Source organism: Enterococcus sp. FR204, from assembly GCF_031143325.1.
Taxonomy (GTDB): domain Bacteria; phylum Bacillota; class Bacilli; order Lactobacillales; family Enterococcaceae; genus Enterococcus_B; species Enterococcus_B faecium.
Window position 1 is genome coordinate 1 of sequence record NZ_JAKZIW010000014.1, and the last position, 21,062, is coordinate 21,062.

Here is a 21,062-nt window from a genome sequence, read left to right on the forward strand (position 1 = left end):
TAATTAAAAAATTCGCCTTTTTATTCTACTATGAATCTTCTGGCTTGGCTTTCATTTCTCTTATGTAATCATTTTCTTTTATACAACTTAAAAAAAAATTAAACCATTAGCAGAATATTTTCTGAATCTATTCACGAAAGTCTTTTTCTATCTTTCGTTTTCCACGACTCAACTGATCTAGAGTCAAAAAACTAAAACGACAGTTGCGCAAATGACGCACAAGCTGCCGCTTTAATAACAAATAGCCTTTCATTCTCAGCAGGCCACTTATTTCCAGTTAACTTTCTGTTCTTAGCTTTTTACTCAACTGGATAATATATGCACTTAATGAAGTCCCAATTTCCGAATGTTGAAGTCCATATTCAATATTTGTCTTCATATATCCTAACTTATCGCCTACGTCGTATCTTTTTCCTTTAAACTCTCTCGCATAGACCGCCTCTGTCTGGTTAAGAGTCTGAAGTGCATCCGTTAGCTGTATCTCGTTTCCTGCTCCTGGTTCTTGAGTTTCTAATATCTCAAATATTTTAGGAGTCAGTAGATAACGTCCGATAATGGCTAAATTACTTGGTGCTTTTCCCATTTCAGGTTTTTCTACAAACCCTTTTACTCTGCAACGACCCTTTTCGCTATCTGTTTTAGGATCAATAATTCCGTATTTAGATGTTTCATTTTCTGGTACACGCATGACGGCAACAGCGGAAGCTTGTGTTTCTTCATAATCCATCATCAATTGTTGAGTCAATGGGATATCATCTTTCATCAAATCATCCCCCAGCATGACGACAAACGGTTCATTTCCTATAAATGCTTTTGCTTGAAGCACGGCATCCCCCAGTCCTCTTGGATGAGATTGACGGATGAAGTGAAGATTGACTTGAGTCGTTTCTTCAACTAAAGCGAGTAATTCTGTTTTTTCCTTTTCCCGCAAATTGTTTTCCAATTCGATATTTGCATCAAAGTGATCTTCAATGGGTCTTTTTTCTTTTCCCGTTACGATCAAGATATCTTCGATTCCCGAATCCAATGCTTCTTCCACAATAAACTGGATCGTTGGTTTATCCACGATTGGAAGCATTTCTTTTGCCATGGCTTTTGTTGCCGGCAAAAAACGTGTTCCTAGCCCAGCGGCAGGAATGACTGCTTTTTTGACCTTCACTTACTGTTCCTCCTAAACGACGATTAACTATTGCTCATCTATTTAACGAAGAGAAAATTCATTCTCCATTTTTCCGTCACGTAACATGATTTCTTTTGCTGCTTTTTTGATATCTTCTCCATTATACAAAACATTATAGATTGTTTGAGTAATTGGCATCTCAACACCTAGCTGTTGAGCTAGCTCTACTGCTGCTTTTGTCGTTGCCACACCCTCAACGACCATTCCCATGTTTTCTAGAACTTCTTCCAGCTTATGTCCCTGTCCTAACAAGTTACCGGCACGCCAATTGCGAGAATGAACACTTGTACAAGTAACGATCAAGTCCCCCACACCACTCAAACCGATAAATGTCAGAGGATTGGCACCCATCGCGACACCAAGACGGCTGATTTCTGCCAATCCTCGAGTCATGATTGCTGCTTTTGCATCATCTCCGAATCCTAATCCATGGATAGCGCCGGCACCAATTGCAATGATATTTTTCAATGCTGCACCAGTTTCTACGCCAATCACATCATTATTTGTATAAATCCTGAAATAATCATTCATGAACAGTTTTTGTACATAGGCTGCTGCTTTTTGATCAATACTTGCAGCTGTAATTGTTGTGATATCATGTACTGCCACTTCCTCAGCATGGCTAGGACCAGATAATACAACAATTGCCTGTCTTTTTTCTTCTGGAATTTCTTCAGCCAAAACTTCTGAGATTCGTTTATGCGTATCTTGTTCTAGTCCTTTACTTGCATGTATAATGATTGGCTTAGTATTCATTTTACCAATAAGTTCCTGTGCGACTGAACGAATCGCTTTTGTTGGAACAACAAATAAAATAGCATCTGCGTTATCCACTGCTTCTGCCAATTCTTTATATCCGATAATCGATTCTGGGATCGTCAAATCAGGTAAAAAATGCTGATTTGTATGATACTTATTGATTTCATCAATCTGTTCAGGTACATTTCCCCAAATACGGACATCATGCCCGTTTTCTGCCAATGTTTGTGCTAAAGCAGTGCCCCAAGATCCAGGACCAAGAACTGCGATTTTTTGTTTCATGGATATTCCTCCAAATAAATAATTGATAATTTCCATTATAGTATACATTTCTTAAAGTTGGGACTAATTTCCATTGTTTTTAAGTGTTTGTTTACTTCTTTTATCGTTTTTACTTGAAATAATCAATGATATGTTACAATAGTCTACATTTTATTTTTACACTCGTTATGCTTTGCTTGTTCCTAAGAGGAAGCAGTTTTGACAATGTTACTACCAGCATTACTATTAGGAGGTTAGGAAACTTCTCCTAGTGAGTATTGATTTAAAATACATAAGAGACAGATTGAACATTTCTAAATCTGTCAGGTCCTGCAACGGACAGATTGTCTCTGTTTACGGTTGACATAGGAACTTTTGTTTTAGTCAACATTCTGGATACAAAACGCTATGTAAACTGGCGCAACTCGTTGTACTTGGACTTTTACTACGGATCCATGCAACAACAAAATAGTACTATTGCATAACAAAAAATGGTTGGCACCCACATGTCCCATTAAACAGATTATAAGTTGAACTGTAGATAATGCAAAAAATGTGTTTTATAACGTAATTGATGCCAATATTTTAAAAAAATAAAGGGAGCAGTTATCGCTGCTCTCTTTATTTTTTATATTCTTTTTATCCAGTCTATCCTAATAATCAAACTGACGATAGTAGCGGCGTATCTCTAATGGATGGCAGTTCAACTGCTCCACATGAGCATCGATGCGTTGTGTCACTACATGCATCAATAAGAAAGACAAAACACGTCCGCGATATTTTTCACTGATACCTTCTACTGGATAGTCTTTTGTGTCTATCAATGTATAATTGCTGCAAATTTTTGGCAAAAGTTTAGCCACACGTTCAGATAACACTCTCTGTTCATCTTCGCCTAAAAATAATGTGACTGGGGTTGTTTCTTCTACGATCTCTAACGTCCCGTGAAGAAACTCGGCAGCATGGATAGATTTCGATGGAAGCCAGCTTTGTTCTTCCCAGTAACACATGGCATATGAATAAACAGCTCCCCATTGATTCCCTGCTCCAATAAAATAATGCATACTATCACGTCGATGTTTTTCTGCAAATGATAAGCCAAATGCATCTGCTTTTTTCTCTGCTTCCACTAACCCTGTTGGTAAATAACGTTCGAGCTGTTCATAGTATTCTGAATAAGCTTCGAATTCTCCATTCAAATACATCAATCGATCTGCTGCCATAAAAAATTTGATTTGTTCTGTTCCAGGAGCTGGATAAGTGACCACAAAATCGCATAGCTGAGACAACTTACTGTTCGCTTTATCGATAAATCCAATCAGTGTCGCTCCTACTTTCTTGATTTGTTCTACTGCTTTCACTACTTCTTGAGTTGTACCGGTAACAGAGGACAAAATAACGATAGAATCTTTTGTTAATCTTTTGTTTCCAGTAGTGTAATATTCTGCAGCATGCTGTACAAAGACAGGCAAGTTGCTTTTCCCATTCATATAAGTGACAGCTTGCATCGAGGAAGCATACGTTCCACCGATTCCTAGATAATAGACAGCGTCAAATTTTTCCGCATAAAGTTTATCGATGATTTCTTCTACTTGCGGACGTAAAGCTAGTGCGCCTTTTATTGCTTTGATTTGTTCTTCTTCATTGAATTTCAGCATGATTTCCACCTCTTATAATTTACTTTTCAAGACTGTATCAAAGTCTTCAAAAATCTTTTTGTTCAAGTCAATACCTTTAGCTACTGCGGTTTTATAAGCGAATAGTTGAAACGGAACGACAAGCGCTAATACAGACAGATATTCATCACATTCTATTGCTAATCCAAGTGTTTTCTCGTTTCTTGCTTTTTTTGTGGTAATGGTGAGAGTCTCTCCAACGTACCGACTCATATATCTTTGCAACTTTTGCGAACGTTCCTTATTTACACTTTCCCCTTCAATAAAGAATAGCAAATGCGAAGCATCTGCCTCCAGGTATGGGCCGTGCATATAAGCTTCTAACTCAAATCCTTGTGACGGAACGCGGATTGTTTCAGTCAATTTCGTCTCTGCTTCTTTAGCTGTTCCCCAGTTTGGACCATATCCAATGGTGACGAAACGCTGTGCTAAACGAAATAAACTTTGATATCCATCAAAAAATTCTTCCGTTTTTTGAATAATCGCTGGTAAATGGTTGATTATTTTGCGCAAATGTTGCATGTAGTCTTGTTCTATTTTTTTGCTGATTTTATTTTTACTTATTCCAATTCCTATCCCTAAGAGTAGTAACTGTAAAACAGTCGCAGAATAGCCTTTTGTAACGAAGCCTACTGATTCTACCCCGGCACCTAAATCAATAATTTGTGCAGCTTCTAAAGCAAGTGGACTTTGCACGTCATTTGTGATAGCAACAACAGGTAACCCTTGTTTTTGTATCATTTTTACTGCTTCAACAGTAGAAGCACTTTTCCCGCTTTGTGACACAGCAATCACAGTATCGATTGAAGGAGAAAGTTTTCCATAATGGGAAAAATAAAAAGGTTCTTGAATATCGACAGTAAGATCACCATAAGATTCCAATGCTGGCTTCGCTGCTAAACAAGCGTTATAAGATGAACCCGTTGCTAAGATCAGTAAATTCACTGTTTTTTTCATATGTTCTCTTGTCGAAAAATCATTCTTTTTCAAGATCGTACTTAGTACTTCCTTTTCTTCATAGATATAATCTTGCATCGTAAACATTTTCTCTGCTCCTTTTTTAAAAAATCCCTATCCACGAACCAAAAATTCCAAAGAAAGCTAGTCCGATCAAGATCGTTAATGGTTTCACTTCTTTCTTCAATAGATAAAACACTATGCCAAATGCTCCAAGACATAAGATATTTGGAACGATATCATCAAAAATACTTTGAACAGTCACAGCATTTTCTCCTGAACCGATTTTTAAAGGAATATTGATGGTGATCATCGTGGCAGTCATTGCTCCAACGACCATCAGTCCAATAATAGACGCGCCTAATGTCAAACTTTCCATCATACCGTTTGCCTGGATCTTTTTCAAAAAACCCGTTCCTAAGCGATATCCCCAACCTGTTGCTAGATAGCGAAACAGAATGTGCGGAATATTGAAAATCAAAATGAACAAGATAGGGCCTAAAATATTTTCTTGCATGGCTAAAGAGGTACCCACACCTGTGGCAATCAATCGCAAAGTTCCCCAAAAGAAAGAATCTCCTAACCCTGCAAGAGGCCCCATCAAAGATGTTTTGATACTATCGATCGCAGTCACATCAAATTCAGGATCATCCTTATTTTCTTCCTCCATTGCAGCCGTGATTCCTAAAATCAGTGTAACGATATGTGGGGTCGTGTTAAAAAACTCTAGATGCCGTTTCAAAGCTGCTGCCATTTCTTCTTTCGACTGATATAACTTTTTCAAAATCGGAATCATTGCATAAACATAAGCCATATTCATCTGACGTTCATAATTCCAAGAAAACTCCATTTGAAAAGAACGCCAAAATACGTGATTTAGCTCTTTTTTCGTTATTTTGCTGTTTTTGATCTCAGAATTCTTCATCTTCTTCTACCTCCCCTGCAGTTGTTTGAAGTGGTAGTTGACGGACATTCATAATATTGACTACCACAACTGCTAAAATCGCACCAAAAATAGCTACTCCGGTCACAGGAATCTCTAAGTAAGAAGCTATAGCAAAACCTAAGAAAAAATATGGTGCAACTTGTTTGTTGATCAGCAAACGAGCAAGCATCGCAAAACCAAGAGCTGGAATCAACCCTGTAGCTACTGACAACCCCTTTTGAACGAAGTCAGGAATCATATTTAATAGATTTCCGATCGTATTGCTTCCCACCATATAAGAAACCATTACCACAACACCAAGCATCAAGGAAAGACCGATACCGGCAAGCAAGTGCATATGCTCGACTCCTTTATAATTTCCTTCTTCTGCATAACTGTCTGCTTTATGGTTCATAATTGGAATCAAAAGCCCTAAGTAAATATTTTTCAATATCAATGTCAACGTAGCAATCGGCAAACCTAGTAAAAGCGCGGTTTCTGTACCGGCTCCAGCTGTAATAGCAAAAGCCGTCCCTAAAATCCCACCGGTCACAACATCAGGTGGAATCGAAGCACCTACTGAGAACGATCCGATAAATGCTAACTCTAAAGTTGCGCCCATAATGATCCCAGTTTTTACATCACCTAACACGATTCCTGTAAACAGCCCCGTCACAATCGGACGAGAAAGCAACGATGTCCCTAGTGCATATTCTGATTGTGCGACAAATGCAACAATTCCTAATAAGACTGCTTGTACAATCATTGAGGTTCTTCCTTTCTTACAAAACTTCTCTTACATCCACTTTTTTATCTGCTGGTACTTGACGGATTTCTACTTCTATTTGTTTGTCAATTAATCGTTTCAAGCGTTCCTCCTCTTCTGGTAAAATATTTACCGCTTTTCCGATGCTGCGAGTACCAGGTTTTGCCTTGATCCCTCCTAAGTTGATGGTTTTGATTTCTGGATACGCTTCTGCCAGCTTATATGCATCCTCGATCGATTCCACTACGATGAATAACTTATATTTATCTGTCACCCCGCTTTTCAACGCGGCAATCGAGTCATCAATTGATTTGATCACTAGTTTGACTCCTTGTGGCTTGGCTAATTTGATCGTTGTCTTTCGTATCTCATTCGTAGGTACATCATCATTAGCAATCAAAATACAGTCTGCACCTATTGTTTGTGTCCATGAAAAAGCTACTTGTCCGTGTAATAACCGATGGTCGACTCTTGTCAATACAATCATTTTTCTTCCTCCTAAAATTCGTCTTCTTCTATTTTCTGATTGAGCCGCTCGTTACAAAACTGGATCATTTTTTTTGAATCAGTTAGCACCTGCTGGATCAAAACAGTTGTCTCTACTTCAGCGTCCAACTGAGATACTAGCTCAATCAAGAGTGGCAAATTCAATCCGGCAACGAGATAGACATGATCCTGATTGATATATTGTAAGAATTCGTTGTTGACACTTCCGCCAAAAAGATCCGTCAGAACAATGATTTCTTTATCTTTGTACCTCATAAAAAGCTGCCTTACTGTTTCCGCTAAATCAAAATTCTCATCAGTATAGCAATCCAATACAGTAATAGAATGATTTTTCCCATAGATCAGCTCTAATGAATCTAATATCCCTGAAGCAAATTTTCCATGGGAAGCTAAGATAATTTCTCTATCCACTTTTTCATCTCCTCTTTTCACTTACACATACTAAAAAAGCAAGTTGCATGCCAAAATTAGTGGCAACAACTTGCTTATGTTCAAAATTCTTCTTCTATCGAGAGAAACTCTGTATCTTCACTCAAAATATCATAGATATAGGCAATCTCAGAATTGGGGATCATGACACTATAATGCTCTTCAATGACACTAAACGCAGATTTAATAGCAGATAACCCTTCTTTTTGACACTGCTTCCATTTCTCTAATCCTTGATAGGTTTCGATTGGCATTTGTCGGATCAATCGTTCAATGAGACAGCTCACATGGACATACAACGCTAATTTTTTGGGATTGCTGATGCTTCGATTCAACTGCACCTCTAATTCTCTCATAAAATGATCGATTTCTCCCATCACCTTCTCTGTATCTAGAATAGTCACGGAATCCAGTACTTTTTCCAATGAAAAATTACGAATGATGCGCTGATTGAATATTTCCTTCTCTGAAGCATTCATAGTAGTGTCCAACCATTCAGCTAGTACAGACATCTTTTCCCCCGAGATGAGGTCTTCTAATGAAAGATATTCGATATTGGTGATATCAGGATCTGTGGTGCCAATCATTCCTACGACTTCGTATATGGAAAATAATGGGTCACTGTTTTTCTTATCTTTTAATTGCTGATATTCATATGGGATGATTTTCAACTGACAAGCCGTAGGTAAGCTTTTTTCTAGCAGTTCACTTAAGTGGACCGCCGTACCGATTCCAGTGAAGCAAGTAGTAATGAGTGCTTTGGGTTTGTTTTCCTCTGGATAGAGCAGTCGCCATTCTGGCTGGATCTGTCGAACAGTCTCTTCTGCTATCTCTTCTAATGATACATTTTTTTGCAGGCATTCCCCTACTGTGATTGCTAAAGGTGTCGTCACATTATTCAAAATCAAAAGCGGTACGGATAACTGTTTTTTAAAAAACTGATGGATTTCTTTCAGAGATCCCATGTCTACTAATATGATCAATCCATTTGAAACATCGCTGTTTTCGCAATAATCAAGGATTTCTGAAGCAATCTGCTGTGGTGTGACATCTAGTGGCATATCAAATGATTCAAATAGATCCTCTTGTAATAAACGATTTACTACATTTGCCATACTGCTAGCAGTTGCATAACCGTGAGCAGCAATCATCGCTTTTGGCAGTCGTTTTTCTTTTGACCATTTCGCTTTTTTTAGATAGATCGTCAGTAAAATCCGATCCATACTTGTGTCTTCAATATCTAATTTGATCTTACTTAATTCCAGAATTCGTTGGACATAGTGATAACTAGATGGATAAGACTGAGAAACTTGTTGTTCTAATTCTTTGATTAGTTGGATAATATCATGTTCTTCCGGTAACCATTTGATAGTGCTTCGCTGATAGAGATAGTAACTCAAGGCATAGACACTGTTTCCATCGAATTTGATTTGATAGGCAGTTTCCATTTGTCGAAAGGTCTCTCGGATAGATTGTGTCCAATAAACCAGCAGCTCGTGTTTTTCTTGTCTACTGGTCTCAAACAGCAAAAAATCAAATAATTGAATCACTTCTTGCTTTAATTTTCCTTCGCAAGAATATAGCAGACAGTTATTTTTCTTGAAATCAAGTAGGATTTGCTCAAAACTTTTAACGATTCGCTGCTGTTCGGGCTGTTGCTTCTCCATTAATTGCTCTAAGGTCTGGTCTTGCGTAATATAGATTCCTTGCTGTGCTGTATTTTTAGTAATAGGCTGCGCAAGTAGTTCTTTTTGCAAATGATGGATCGTGACATGGATTTCAGGCTGTTCACGCTGTTCAGCATATGCTTTTGCTGCTGAAACTTTGACGATATTTTTCAGCTCTCCTATGTTTCCGGATAATTTCTGACTTGTTAAAAGTGACAAAGCTGGTCCACTGACTGACAAAGGGCTCCCCATTTTTCTTTGTTCTTCGAGAAAAAAAGAGTAAATCAGTTCTAGCCGTTCATTACGACTACGCTGATTAAGTGCAGGTAGTTCGATTCGGATAGGTATTCTTCGAATGAAAGTTGTTAAGAAATGACTAGTAATCTCTTCAGTCGTAGCAAAAAAGAGACGTGTTTTGATCCGGCGTGACAAATTAGGTTCTCCCATACGATAAATCACACCTTGATCAAGATAGGTGAACAGTTTTTCCTGACCTTCTGGTGTTAAGCGATGTACCTCGTCTAAAAACAAGATCCCACCATCTGCTGCTTCAAAAGCCCCTTTTTTATTTTCTTCTGCACCAGTGTACGCTCCCTTAACATGTCCAAACAAATTGCTAGTCAAAAGTTCAGGATTATCTGCATATTGTGCACAATTAAAAGTGATGAATGGTGCAGAATCTTCTAGCAGATCATGAAGCAGACAATACTGATAGACCAAATTAACTAAATAACTTTTACCTGTGCCACTTTCGCCTGTAATCAAAAGTGGTAATCCGCCATCTGGATAGTAAAGAGCTGTTTTGATTTGTTCGATACTTTCTTTCAAACTGGCGTCGTATCCGATCATAAAAGAGAATAAGTCTTTTGGTTGCGCGAAAAAAGGCTGTTCCTCTTTGAGATCATCGATAGAAAAATAAAAATTCGTGCGTAACTTAAAAAATTGTTTTTCAAAAGCTTCTTTGTGGAAATAAATCACTGGTCGAGAATTGATTTTGACTAGTAGTTGCTCATCATTTAACTGGTTCAAATAATGACTGACTGTGTTTCTTTTTACCCCAAAATGATCAGCTAACCTTTGTGCTGTAAAGACCTCGTTCATATGTTCTAAATCGAAAAAGGCTGTCTGGTTCTCTAAGTAACATAAAATTTCCTTCTTCAACAACTTATTCACCCCTCCTCCATCATAGAAAACGGATTCATTTTGTCAATAAAATCTTTAATAAAGAATTGAAAAATATATCTTATTATAGACAGCAGCCTACTTATCCCTTATAATTTTTATTCTAAAAAACGTACAGTTCCTTCCAGTTTTTATACTGGAATTTCAACATATGAAAGAATAAGGAGGCTATGACTATTCAATGAAATCGGATAAATATAAAAACAGGAAACATACTTCCTGGAAAACTTTTCGAGAAATCATCGGATCTTATCTCGCTGTAGTTGTATTTTTGCCTTTGCTTTATATGGCTATGACAGAACAAACTCGTTTTATTGGCGTAGATACGCAATATATAGCCGAAACAGGATTTTTATTCATCTTTATCTTGATTTTTGCGTTCTATAAATCCTTCCATACAAAATAAGATTCACAGATTTCAACTTTCCTGTCTGTTTTTAGCTATTGCAAATCCTTATATGTGGTATAACAACAATTTATTGGCATAATGAGGAAAAACGAGTTATGATGCTTTCAGAGAGTAAAGAGGTACTGTTGTCACCATCCTTTTTATTGATTACGTACACCACTCTTAGTTTTTTCCCATTGATTACGAAAACAAGGTAGAAACATTGATGTTCCTACCTTGTTTTCTTTTTTTATTTTCAGATCAAAATCTCAAGTAGCTTTTGACTTGATGTCGGGAGGTTGTCTTCGTTCCATCAAACCTGATAGAATCTGCGCCAAACCATAGTTTTCTCCACTATTATTTATTCCTCTAAGATAGTACCCACAATAAACGAATAAATATTTTTCTCATTTTCATACTCCTTCTTTGAAAATCAATTAGATTTCTCTCAACCCACTTTTTTACAAAAATTACGTAGCAAAAAAGATTGCAAGAACAAATTAAAAAAAAAGTAAATAGAGTTTCGTCTATAAACATTTACTTGATATATTTTTTATGCAGAATTCATTTATAGAAAAATTAAGTAAAATAGACGTTCCTATGAATGAAGAGACTGGCATGTTTTCTCATTTTCTTTTTTTTAAAAAAAATAGTCTATTCAATTTCTAAAGCTTCTTCATAATAAAACTTTCATTTATGAAAAGGCTTGTTCTCTTTTCATTCTAAATTTCCTAAGCTACAATGTGGTAGTACTTGTTTTTTCAATTGTGGACAAATAAATAATAGGAGGAATCATATGATTCAGTTATTACGTTATGCAAAAGACTATCGTAAGCAAATCATTTTGGGCCCGTTCTTCAAATTTCTTGAAGCTGTCTTCGAACTTGTCCTGCCTTTAATGATGGCTTCCTTGATCGATAATGGACTAAAAATGAATGACCGAGGAAAAATCATTGAAATGGGCTTATGGATGGTCGCTATGTCTGTGATTGGTCTGATTTGTGCTATCATTTGCCAATACTATGCTTCAGTAGCTTCACAAGGATTTGGTACAGAGTTACGTAATCAGCTAATCAAAAAAATCAATACTTTCTCTCACAACGAGTTGAATCATTTTGGAACAGATACCTTGATCACCCGAATGACAAACGACATCAATCAGCTTCAGCTAGCTTTAGCAATGGTCATTCGTTTATTGATCAGAGCACCGTTTTTAAGTATCGGGTCAGTGGTCATGGCTTTTGTGATCGACTGGGAAGTAGGTCTGTTTTTCTTAGCATTATTGCCTATTTTCTCAATCATTTTATTTTTTATCATCAAAAAAACCGTTCCTCTCTACCAAAAAGTGCAAGAAAAACTAGATCAGCTCAATGAACACGTTAGTCAGAATCTTAGCGGTGTTCGTGTCATCCGCGCATTTGCGCAGACAAAAAAAGAAACAGAGAAGTTCGATAAAAGCACAAATGATCTAGCGAACAATTATTTACGTGTTTCCAATATCTCTGCCCTATTATCACCTGCTACAACCTTGATCATGAATATCGGGATCATCTGTTTGCTGACAGTTGGCGGGATCAAAGTAAATATTGGTAGCTTGCAACAAGGACAAGTTCTTGCTTTGATCAATTATATGAATCAAATGCTTTTGGCACTGATCGTTGTTTCAAACCTCGTCGTGATCTTCACACGTGCCGAAGCTTCAGGAAATCGGGTGAAAGAGGTGCTAGACACAGAAAATTCGATTCTTGAAGCTGAGGTCAGTACTACTCCCGATTTTTCTTCTGAAGCAATTATCGCTTTTGACCATGTTGACTTCCGTTATACTCCTGATTCTGGTCTTTCTCTCCAAAATATTACATTTCAGCTGAAGCGAAATACAGTCCTTGGAATCATTGGTCCAACCGGAAGCGGGAAAACGACTTTGACACAATTGATTCCGCGTTTCTATGATGTCAGTTCCGGTACAGTCATAATGGACGGAATGGATGTTCGTTCTTGGCAGCTGGATCATCTCCGTCAGCAAATTGCTCTTGTTCCCCAAACTTCTGTACTATTTACCGGGACTATTCGTGAAAACCTTCAATGGGGTAAGAAAGACGCCACAGAAAAAGAATGTTGGGAAGCTCTGAAAATCGCTCAGGCAGAAGAATTTGTCCGTCAGCTTCCAAATGGTTTAGATACAAAAGTCATGGAAAATGGGAAAAATTTCTCTGGCGGACAAAAACAGCGACTGACGATTGCAAGAGCTTTGATTGCCAAGCCAGCATTACTGATTTTAGATGACTCTTTAAGTGCGTTGGATTATCAAACAGACTTGGATTTGCGTAAGGCGCTACAGACTTATCTTGGCAGTACAGTGATTATTATCTCCCAACGTGTCCGCTCTATTCAAGAAGCACATCATATCTTAGTGATGGATCAAGGTAAGATTGCTGCTCAGGGTACCCATGAAGAATTACTTGCTCAATCAGCAGAATATCAGGAAATCGTCGCATCACAGGAGGAAGAATAGTTATGAAAGTAAAAAAATTATCCTTGCAGACGCTCCGCCGATTCATTCCTTACCTTACTGCCTATGCAAAAGACATTTGGCTAGCTGTGCTACTAGGAATCATCAATGGGATTGCAACAGTTGTGATGACGTTACAAATTGGTCAAAGTATCGATCAAATGATTGGAGAAGGACAGGTCCGCTTCAATCGACTGTTCCATTTACTTATTCTATTCGGTGGTATCGTTTTAATCAACGTAGTCAGTCAATGGCTCATCCAAGTGTTAAGCAATCGGTTAGCTTACTTATCCGTTGCAAAATTAAGAAAAGATGCATTTGCTCATCTGAATCGATTGCCACTTCGTTATTATGATCAAAACTCCCACGGAAATATCGTCAGTCGATTTACAAATGATATGGACAATATTTCCATTGCAATTTCTGCGGCCTTCAATCAATTATTTTCTGGAGTGGCAATCATCATTCTTTCGTTTATTTTTATGATGCGTCTAAGTCCACTTCTGACATTGGTCGTTCTTTGTTCTACACCAATTATTTTCCTTGTGAGTTGGATCGTTGCTCGTGCTTCACAAACAAATTTCGATAGACAGCAAAGGATTATTGGGGATATCTCGGGCTTTGTGACCGAACGAATCGGTAACCAGAAAATCGTGAAAGCTTTTCAGCAAGAAGAAGCTAGTCAACAGCAATTTGAACTGCTAAATGCTGATCTATATGAAAAAGGACAACGGGCACAATTTTCTTCTTCCTTGACAAACCCGTCTTCTCGTTTTGTAGATCACCTTGCTTATTTATCGATTGGTTTAGTTGGCGGCCTATTGGCATTGAAGAGTGGTTCGTCAATCACTGTTGGTGTGATTTCCAGCTTTACGATCTACTCAAGTCAGTTTTCTAAACCATTTATCGAACTTTCTGGAATCACGACACAACTGCAAACCGCTTTTTCTGGTCTAGAACGAGCATTTGATTTGATCGATCAGCCAGAAGAAAAGCCTGATTTGCCAGATGCCTATGCCTTGGAACCCAAACATATCAAAGGAAAAGTCTCTTTTGATCATGTTTCTTTTTCTTATGACCCCAAACAGCGTTTGATCGAAGATTTCAATTTTACTGCTTATCCAGGTCAAACCATTGCTATAGTAGGAAAAACAGGGGCCGGAAAATCCACACTTGTTAATTTGCTGATGCGTTTTTATGACACAACAAAAGGAACAATTACAGTCGATGACCATGACATCCGCTCTATCCAACGTGATACATTACGTAAAAGTTTTGGAATGGTGTTACAAGATACTTGGCTATTTGACAGTACATTGCGAGAAAATCTTCGTTTTGGGAATCCGGAAGCAAGTGACGCAGAAATCAATGATGCCCTAAAAGCCTCTTACATGTATGAATTTGTAGAACGTTTGCCGGAAAAATTAGATACTAAGATTGGCGGTCAAGGGTTAAAGATATCAGATGGACAACGCCAACTGTTGACGATTGCTCGAACGATGATCAGTAATCCCCCTATGTTGATCTTAGATGAAGCTACCAGCTCAGTCGATACATTGACAGAGAAAAAAATCCAACAAGCCTTCTTAGCAATGATGGAAGGAAAAACCAGTTTTGTGATTGCCCATCGCCTGTCCACAATCAAAAATGCGGACCAGATATTAGTGATGGATCAGGGAGCTATTGTCGAAATGGGCACCCATGATGAGCTGCTTCAAAAAGATGGTTATTACCGACGGCTCTATCAAGCACAATTCACAGCACAATAAAAACAAGCAGTCTTCTGGGATGGGAAGACTGCTTGTTTTTTATTTAGCGTGGATCGCTAAACTTCTTAAAATTTTTTTGTAAGGAATACTACGTCCTACGTAATAAATGGCAATTGATTGAATCGGTAACCATATTACTGTTTTTAACAGGCGGGGCGCCCAAACGACCCAACTGAACAATGGCACATGGTACATCAACGCAAGCCATAATGGTGTCAAAAATAAGTTGATGATCAGCGTGACACTAAGCGTAGCCAGAATGGCATTTTTCCAAGTGATCTCTTTTCGATAGAAAAAGAATCCGTAGATTGCTCCTTCAATAAATGCATTCAATGTAAATCCAATAAAGAATGCAGATTTCGAGAAGAGGGCCATTCCTACTAAATCAGCTAAAACTGCGCCTATCCCTGACCAAAAAGGACCAAAAAGAATGCCCATGATCACTTGTGGAATAAATGTGACACTGATTTTAATAAATGGGGTCTCGATTGCTACCAGTCGGGACAAAGTGACCATCAATGCAATCAATAAGCCCATAATAGCAATCATACGTGCGTCTAACCGGTGTTTCTTCATTTTTAGCATCTCCTTTAAGAGCTGCTACATCGTATCATGCAGCGAATGCGAAAATAAAACCGCGAACATTACGTCCTTCGTCCAAGAGGCAACATCCCATCCTCTTAGCACTTAACGCTTTATTTTCTACTCTGTATTATTTTTGGGATCTTTTCCCACAGAAACTATAGCATATTTTCACATTTACTGCAAATACGAAAAACTAATATTATTGTTTATATTATCCAATACGTTCGTATTATATCGCATATTATCAGTTTGTTTAGCTTTTATAGCTACATATAGGCGAACATTAAACGTTATTTTTCCATACGCTTATCCATCAAAATGAAAGTGGACGCTTGTCTATTTCATGGACGATTCTTCGAAAATCTAGGAAGCCGGCTTCCAGTCCTCTTAGTAGCACCTCAGCTGTTCCGATATTCGTAGCTAACGGAATCTCATAGACATCAGATAAACGGATAAGTGCTGTTACATCTGGTTCATGGGGCTGTGCAGCCAGCGGGTCTCGAAGAAAAATCACCAAATCTAACTGATCCTCCGAAATCATGGCTCCAATTTGCTGATCCCCGCCTAACGGTCCGGATTTAAACCGATGGATCGGCAAGCCGGTTGCTTCCGTGATCCTCTGCCCAGTCGTCCCGGTAGCAAAAAGTTCATGTTTTTCCAATATTGTTTTATACGCTGTTGCTAATTTCACCATCATAGTTTTTTTTCGGTCATGAGCGATCAAAGCGATTTTCATAATAGACACTCCTTTTGATATTGTTAACATACTTATTTACTCCAGTGTATCAGTTTTTATTTCTTATGGATATTTATTAAAGCTTAAAACTAGCACATTGACAAAAAAAAGAAAAAATTCTTGTTCAACATGACATTGCGGTTAGTTAACGCTTTCATTTATACTTTAAATAGTTAATAAAACTAAAAAAGAAAGTGTGGAACGTATTATGGTAGAAATGGCTCTGAAAAACGTATATAAAAAATATGACAATGCAGAAAATTATTCTGTAACTGATTTTAATCTATCAATCAAAGACCGTGAATTTATCGTTTTTGTTGGTCCTTCCGGCTGTGGAAAGTCAACTACTTTGCGAATGATCGCGGGACTGGAAGATATCTCTGAAGGAGAACTAAATATCGGCGGAAAAGTCATGAATGACGTGGCACCTAAAGACCGTGATATTGCCATGGTTTTCCAAAACTACGCATTGTATCCTCATATGACTGTTTTTGATAATATGGCTTTTGGCTTGAAATTACGTAAATATGATAAAGCAGACATCAAAAAACGTGTGGACAATGCAGCAGAGATCTTAGGTCTGACAGAATACTTGAAACGAAAACCAGCTGCTTTATCTGGTGGACAACGCCAACGTGTGGCATTGGGACGGGCAATCGTTCGGGATGCAAAAGTCTTCTTAATGGATGAGCCATTATCAAATTTAGATGCTAAATTACGTGTAGCCATGCGTGCTGAGATTGCCAAACTTCACCAGCGTCTTGAAACAACGACCATCTATGTTACTCACGATCAGACAGAAGCGATGACTATGGCTGACCGAATCGTTATCATGAAAGACGGATTTATCCAACAAATCGGTACACCGAAAGAAGTTTATGATACACCCGTCAATATGTTCGTTGCCGGCTTTATTGGATCTCCTGCCATGAACTTCTTTAATGTGACATTGAAAAATGGTGTTATCACAGATGGACATGGGCTTAAGCTTCGTATTCCTGAAGGGAAAAACAAAGTATTAGTTGAAAAAGGTTATGAAGGAAAAGAAGTTATCTTCGGTATTCGTCCAGAAGACATCCACAGTGAACAAGTAGCCCTTGAAGCTTCACCTGAAGCCGTAGTCAAATCAGAAGTTGTCGTTTCCGAATTACTTGGAGCTGAAACGATGCTTTACACAAAAACTGGTTCTACTGAGTTCATCTCAAAAGTAGATGCAAGAGATTTCCATAAACCAGGCGAAATAGTCGACCTTGCCTTCAACATCAGCAAGGGCCACTTCTTTGATAAAGAAACAGAACAAGTCATCAAACTTCCATAAATTGCCCCCTGTTAGAGCTGTGCCAGAAGATGTTGGTGCAGCTCTTTTTAGGACAAAAAACTCTCATCTTAGAGGATTTATTATCCATTACTAGATGAGAGTTTTTTTTTGAGAGATCATGTCTAATATGTCGTTTTCTTCGCGTACCCTTGAATCGACTCTTTCCGATTTTCTTTTTTTGCTGCCGTAAATACGGGGATATCAAAATATTTGCTGAGTGTTCCTGCTATAAAATAAGCAATATTATAATCAACTAAACTGTGGATGAGCCCACCAATCCCCATCAAGATGAATACTGTATAAAAATATCCTTGAGAATAATATGTTTCAGGCATATTACCAATAAAGTAAAAGATGCTGACTACTAGCATTTCTGCTAAAGAATGAACCACACCGATCACAAAATTGAACCCTTGGAAACGCCAATTAGCAAAAGTAAACTGTCCATTTTTTAAAACGATACTCGGATGCTTTTGCAAGTACCAAGCCCCAATCAACGCAAACACAAGATGTGACAATGCTCGCAATGCGATGATAACCGGCGTTGTTAAAAAGAAACCAAATGTCGTACCTAGCGCAACAGCCACTGCAACTCCTGGTGTAAAAAACATCGCAATAAATAATGGCACATGAGACGCCAAAGTAAAGGAAGCTGGTGGAATCATGATTTTAGGCATGACCATTGGGATAATGACCCCCATCCCAATCAATAAAGCAGAAATCGTTAGTTTTCGAACTGAATTTTTTCTCATTTTTTCTCTCTCCTAATATGTCTTGACACATAAATGTCGACTTAGTATAACTCACTTACTAATAACTGTCAAGACACATATTCTTTTCTAAATCCATACAAAATGAGTGTGAGTATCAAGTATAAGAATTTTTTGATCAAGAAACAAAAATAGGAGATGTGACAAAATTTGTGTCACATCTCCTTGTTCAGCATAATAGTGGTCAAAAGCTTGCATCAAGTAATAAGACCAACTAACTCAAAAACATGAGAAGCTGTTTTTTGAAATTGTTCCTTGTGACTTAGAGTTAAACGGCAGGCCCACAACCTCTTTCTTAAACGGTGTTCAAAAGCTTGCATCTGCGGTAATAAGCCCAAACAAACGAAAAACATGAGGAACTATTTTTGTTTGGCTGTTCTTATTACTTGATGCAGGACAGCTTTTTCACAACTTCTGTCATAACCTCTTTTTTTACTGCATATTTTCTGACATCGCATTGCTTAATGCGGCGAATTCTTGTAATGACAAAGTCTCCCCACGACGTTTTGGATCGATTCCAGCTGTTTCCAAGCTTTTTGCTAACCATGCTTTTGTCTGGTCATCTTTGCCATAAGAATGCTGCAAGTTATTCCAAAGCGTTTTTCTTCTTTGCTGAAATGCCGCTTTTGTCAATCGGAAAAATGCTTTTTCATCTGTCACTTCGACTGCCGGTATATCTCTTCTTGTCAGTTTCAAAATCGCTGAATCTACATTTGGCTGAGGGACAAATACTGTTTTTGGTACGATGAATGCTAAACTGGCTTCCATATAATATTGAACAGCAATCGATAATGAACCATAAGCTTTCGTTCCTGGTTCAGCAGAGATACGATCAGCTACTTCTTTTTGCATCATGACGACTAGTTCATCCACAACCAAATTTGATTCAAGAAAATGCATCATGATCGGTGTCGTAATATAGTAAGGTAAATTCGCTACGACTTTTAACGGAAGCTCCTCATGAAATGTTTCTCTAACAGCTGTTGACAAATCGGTCTTTAAAATATCTTGATGTACAATAGTCACATTGTCATAGGGTTGCATCGTATCAGCCAATACAGGGATCAAACGATCATCGATCTCAAATGCTACGACTTGTTTTGCATGCTTGGCTAATTGTTCCGTCAATGCACCGATTCCTGGTCCAACTTCGATCACGTTCGTATGTTCATCTATTTGCGCAGTTTCTACGATTTTCCTTAAAATATTTGGTTCAGTCAGAAAATTTTGTCCTAAACTTTTTTTAAATGAAAAACCATGTTTCAATAAAATCTCTTTTGTTCTAGAGGGTGTCGCAATTTCACGATATTCACTCATGTTGTTCCTCCACTATTTTCATTGCTTGGGCGAGTTCTTTCGGCGTAATACGAAACATCTTCAAACGTTTTTCCAATTGTTTGCCGTTCGTGTAACCGATGCGCAACTCGTCACCTAGTTTTTCTCGTTTTTCTTTTGCTTGTGCCCCAGCTATTAAACCATAGTCTAAAAGGTCTTGTCTAGTGATTTCAGAAACAGCCGTTTGGGAAATGTTTGGCGTCACGACCTTTTTCAATGCTTCTAAAATAGCAGCATCACTTGCATGCTCGACACCAAGGCTTCCCTTTTTCTTTGGTTTAGCTTGTGTGCGCGGCAAAAAAGCATGTTTTGCCTGAGGAACAGCTTCCATAATGATTTTTCTTATTTTTTCTCCTGAAAAATCAGGATCGGTAAAAACGATCACCCCACGAGTCTCTTGGGCATGTTCAATTTGCATCAGGATCTCTTCATTGATTGCAGACCCTATTGTTTCTATCGTATCTGCATCAACTACTTCCCGCAGCCTTCTTGTATCGTCTTTTCCTTCAACGACTATAATCTCTTGGATCTTCATCTTATCCATGTTCGCTTAGACCAAATAATCGGTGCGCATTTGTCCATGTTTGGGCAGCCACTTCTTCTGTCGGAAGATTCCTAAGTTCAGCAATCTTTTCTACTGTATAACGAGTATAGCCTGGTTCATTCCGCTTTCCTCTAAAAGGAACTGGTGCCAGATAAGGGGCATCTGTTTCCACAAGTAATCGTTCGATTGGTACATTTGCTGCAGCCTCTTGGACGTCTAATGCTTTTTTGAAAGTGACGACACCGCTAAATGAAATATGCATCCCTAAGTCAAGAAATCGTTTTGCCCATTCATAATCACCACTGAAACTATGCATGATTCCACCGATATCTCGAACATCTTCTTCTTTTAGAATTTGATACGTGTCTTCAAGTGCTTCTCTAGTATGAATACTGATTGGTAGGTTCATTTCTTTTGCGATAGCAATCTGTCTACGAAATACTTTATCTTGGACTTCTTTCGGGTCTTCCATCCAATGATAATCCAAGCCAATTTCCCCTAATGCTACAACCTTTGGTAAAGTCAATTGTTCTTGTAATTTATTTTCGATTTCTTTCGTATAACTGCCAGCCTCTGTCGGATGCCAGACGATAATACTGTATATATTTGGATAGTCATGGCTTAATTGCAAAGACTTTTCAATCGTTGGCGTATCGAAGCCCACGACCGCCATTTTCGTTACCCCCATTTCTTGTGCTCGCTGAATCGTTTCTGGAATATCTTCATTGAACTGTTCAGCATTTAAATGGGTATGAGAATCAAATATCATGTTTATCTCTCCTTTTCATTCTTACTTTAG

The 21,062-nt window shown here is 38.1% G+C and carries 19 protein-coding genes and 1 riboswitch; of the genes, 4 read left to right on the top strand and 15 right to left on the bottom strand.

Annotation, left to right across the window (positions count from 1 at the left end; all coding sequences use genetic code 11):
- Nucleotides 1–277 precede the first annotated feature (277 nt).
- From galU to RG571_RS05280, 9 genes are all read right to left on the bottom strand, one after another.
- The gene (gene galU / locus RG571_RS05240; RefSeq protein WP_002287122.1) at nt 278–1,159 is read right to left on the bottom strand and encodes a UTP--glucose-1-phosphate uridylyltransferase GalU; all 882 of its coding nucleotides are present in this window, start codon (nt 1,157–1,159) and stop codon (nt 278–280) included.
- 42 nt (nt 1,160–1,201) lie between these two features.
- Nucleotides 1,202–2,221 (bottom strand): NAD(P)H-dependent glycerol-3-phosphate dehydrogenase, encoded by a 1,020-nt coding sequence (locus RG571_RS05245; protein ID WP_002287121.1) that lies wholly within the window; start codon nt 2,219–2,221, stop codon nt 1,202–1,204.
- Nucleotides 2,222–2,853: 632 nt separating this feature from the next.
- On the bottom strand, nt 2,854–3,858 hold the full coding sequence (locus tag RG571_RS05250; RefSeq protein ID WP_002287119.1) for an SIS domain-containing protein: 1,005 nt from the start codon (nt 3,856–3,858) through the stop codon (nt 2,854–2,856).
- Between the two features lie 12 nt (nt 3,859–3,870).
- Nucleotides 3,871–4,920 carry an SIS domain-containing protein gene (locus tag RG571_RS05255; protein ID WP_002339756.1) on the bottom strand — a complete coding sequence of 350 codons (1,050 nt, stop codon included), beginning with the start codon at nt 4,918–4,920 and terminating at the stop codon, nt 3,871–3,873.
- A gap of 16 nt (nt 4,921–4,936) precedes the next feature.
- The gene (locus RG571_RS05260) at nt 4,937–5,758 is read right to left on the bottom strand and encodes a PTS system mannose/fructose/sorbose family transporter subunit IID (protein WP_002339755.1); all 822 of its coding nucleotides are present in this window, start codon (nt 5,756–5,758) and stop codon (nt 4,937–4,939) included.
- Nucleotides 5,745–6,524, bottom strand: a complete 780-nt coding sequence (locus tag RG571_RS05265) for a PTS sugar transporter subunit IIC (protein WP_002299096.1) — start codon at nt 6,522–6,524, stop codon at nt 5,745–5,747. Before RG571_RS05265 ends, RG571_RS05260 begins: the two co-directional genes overlap by 14 nt.
- Nucleotides 6,525–6,540: 16 nt before the next feature.
- On the bottom strand, nt 6,541–7,011 hold the full coding sequence (locus RG571_RS05270) for a PTS sugar transporter subunit IIB (RefSeq protein ID WP_002287114.1): 471 nt from the start codon (nt 7,009–7,011) through the stop codon (nt 6,541–6,543).
- Nucleotides 7,012–7,022: 11 nt separating this feature from the next.
- Nucleotides 7,023–7,442, bottom strand: a complete 420-nt coding sequence (locus RG571_RS05275; RefSeq protein WP_002319018.1) for a PTS sugar transporter subunit IIA — start codon at nt 7,440–7,442, stop codon at nt 7,023–7,025.
- Between the two features lie 80 nt (nt 7,443–7,522).
- Nucleotides 7,523–10,300: a sigma 54-interacting transcriptional regulator gene (locus tag RG571_RS05280; protein ID WP_179189817.1), complete on the bottom strand. Its 2,778-nt coding sequence runs from the start codon at nt 10,298–10,300 to the stop codon at nt 7,523–7,525.
- Nucleotides 10,301–10,490: 190 nt separating this feature from the next.
- Here RG571_RS05280 and RG571_RS05285 point away from each other — a divergent pair, with 190 nt between their 5' ends.
- The 3 genes from RG571_RS05285 to RG571_RS05295 all read left to right on the top strand — a co-directional run bounded on the left by RG571_RS05285 (nt 10,491) and on the right by RG571_RS05295 (nt 14,975).
- Nucleotides 10,491–10,715, top strand: coding sequence for a hypothetical protein (locus RG571_RS05285; protein ID WP_002294014.1), 225 nt, complete (start codon nt 10,491–10,493; stop codon nt 10,713–10,715).
- Nucleotides 10,716–11,493: 778 nt separating this feature from the next.
- Nucleotides 11,494–13,209 (top strand): ABC transporter ATP-binding protein, encoded by a 1,716-nt coding sequence (locus RG571_RS05290; RefSeq protein WP_002319016.1) that lies wholly within the window; start codon nt 11,494–11,496, stop codon nt 13,207–13,209.
- Between the two features lie 2 nt (nt 13,210–13,211).
- Nucleotides 13,212–14,975, top strand: a complete 1,764-nt coding sequence (locus RG571_RS05295) for an ABC transporter ATP-binding protein (protein ID WP_010723747.1) — start codon at nt 13,212–13,214, stop codon at nt 14,973–14,975.
- A gap of 39 nt (nt 14,976–15,014) precedes the next feature.
- On the opposite strand, the gene RG571_RS05300 is transcribed toward RG571_RS05295, so the two are convergent.
- Nucleotides 15,015–15,551 carry a folate family ECF transporter S component gene (locus RG571_RS05300; RefSeq protein ID WP_002289509.1) on the bottom strand — a complete coding sequence of 179 codons (537 nt, stop codon included), beginning with the start codon at nt 15,549–15,551 and terminating at the stop codon, nt 15,015–15,017.
- Nucleotides 15,552–15,588: 37 nt separating this feature from the next.
- Nucleotides 15,589–15,687, bottom strand: a riboswitch (THF riboswitch).
- A gap of 186 nt (nt 15,688–15,873) precedes the next feature.
- Nucleotides 15,874–16,296: a methylglyoxal synthase gene (mgsA, locus tag RG571_RS05305; RefSeq protein WP_002319014.1), complete on the bottom strand. Its 423-nt coding sequence runs from the start codon at nt 16,294–16,296 to the stop codon at nt 15,874–15,876.
- Nucleotides 16,297–16,504: 208 nt separating this feature from the next.
- Between mgsA and RG571_RS05310 the strand changes: the two genes are divergently transcribed.
- On the top strand, nt 16,505–17,614 hold the full coding sequence (locus RG571_RS05310) for an ABC transporter ATP-binding protein (protein ID WP_002289507.1): 1,110 nt from the start codon (nt 16,505–16,507) through the stop codon (nt 17,612–17,614).
- Nucleotides 17,615–17,736: 122 nt separating this feature from the next.
- Here RG571_RS05310 and RG571_RS05315 read toward each other — a convergent pair whose 3' ends face one another.
- From RG571_RS05315 to RG571_RS05330, 4 genes are all read right to left on the bottom strand, one after another.
- Nucleotides 17,737–18,366, bottom strand: coding sequence for a hypothetical protein (locus RG571_RS05315; RefSeq protein WP_002319013.1), 630 nt, complete (start codon nt 18,364–18,366; stop codon nt 17,737–17,739).
- Between the two features lie 450 nt (nt 18,367–18,816).
- Nucleotides 18,817–19,701: a 16S rRNA (adenine(1518)-N(6)/adenine(1519)-N(6))-dimethyltransferase RsmA gene (gene rsmA, locus RG571_RS05320; protein WP_002339752.1), complete on the bottom strand. Its 885-nt coding sequence runs from the start codon at nt 19,699–19,701 to the stop codon at nt 18,817–18,819.
- A complete protein-coding gene (gene rnmV, locus RG571_RS05325; protein WP_002339751.1) occupies nt 19,694–20,263 on the bottom strand; it encodes a ribonuclease M5 in 570 nt (189 codons plus the stop codon). The genes rsmA and rnmV overlap by 8 nt, the downstream gene beginning before the upstream one ends.
- Nucleotides 20,256–21,032 (bottom strand): TatD family hydrolase, encoded by a 777-nt coding sequence (locus RG571_RS05330; RefSeq protein WP_308947783.1) that lies wholly within the window; start codon nt 21,030–21,032, stop codon nt 20,256–20,258. Before RG571_RS05330 ends, rnmV begins: the two co-directional genes overlap by 8 nt.
- Nucleotides 21,033–21,062: the final 30 nt, after the last annotated feature.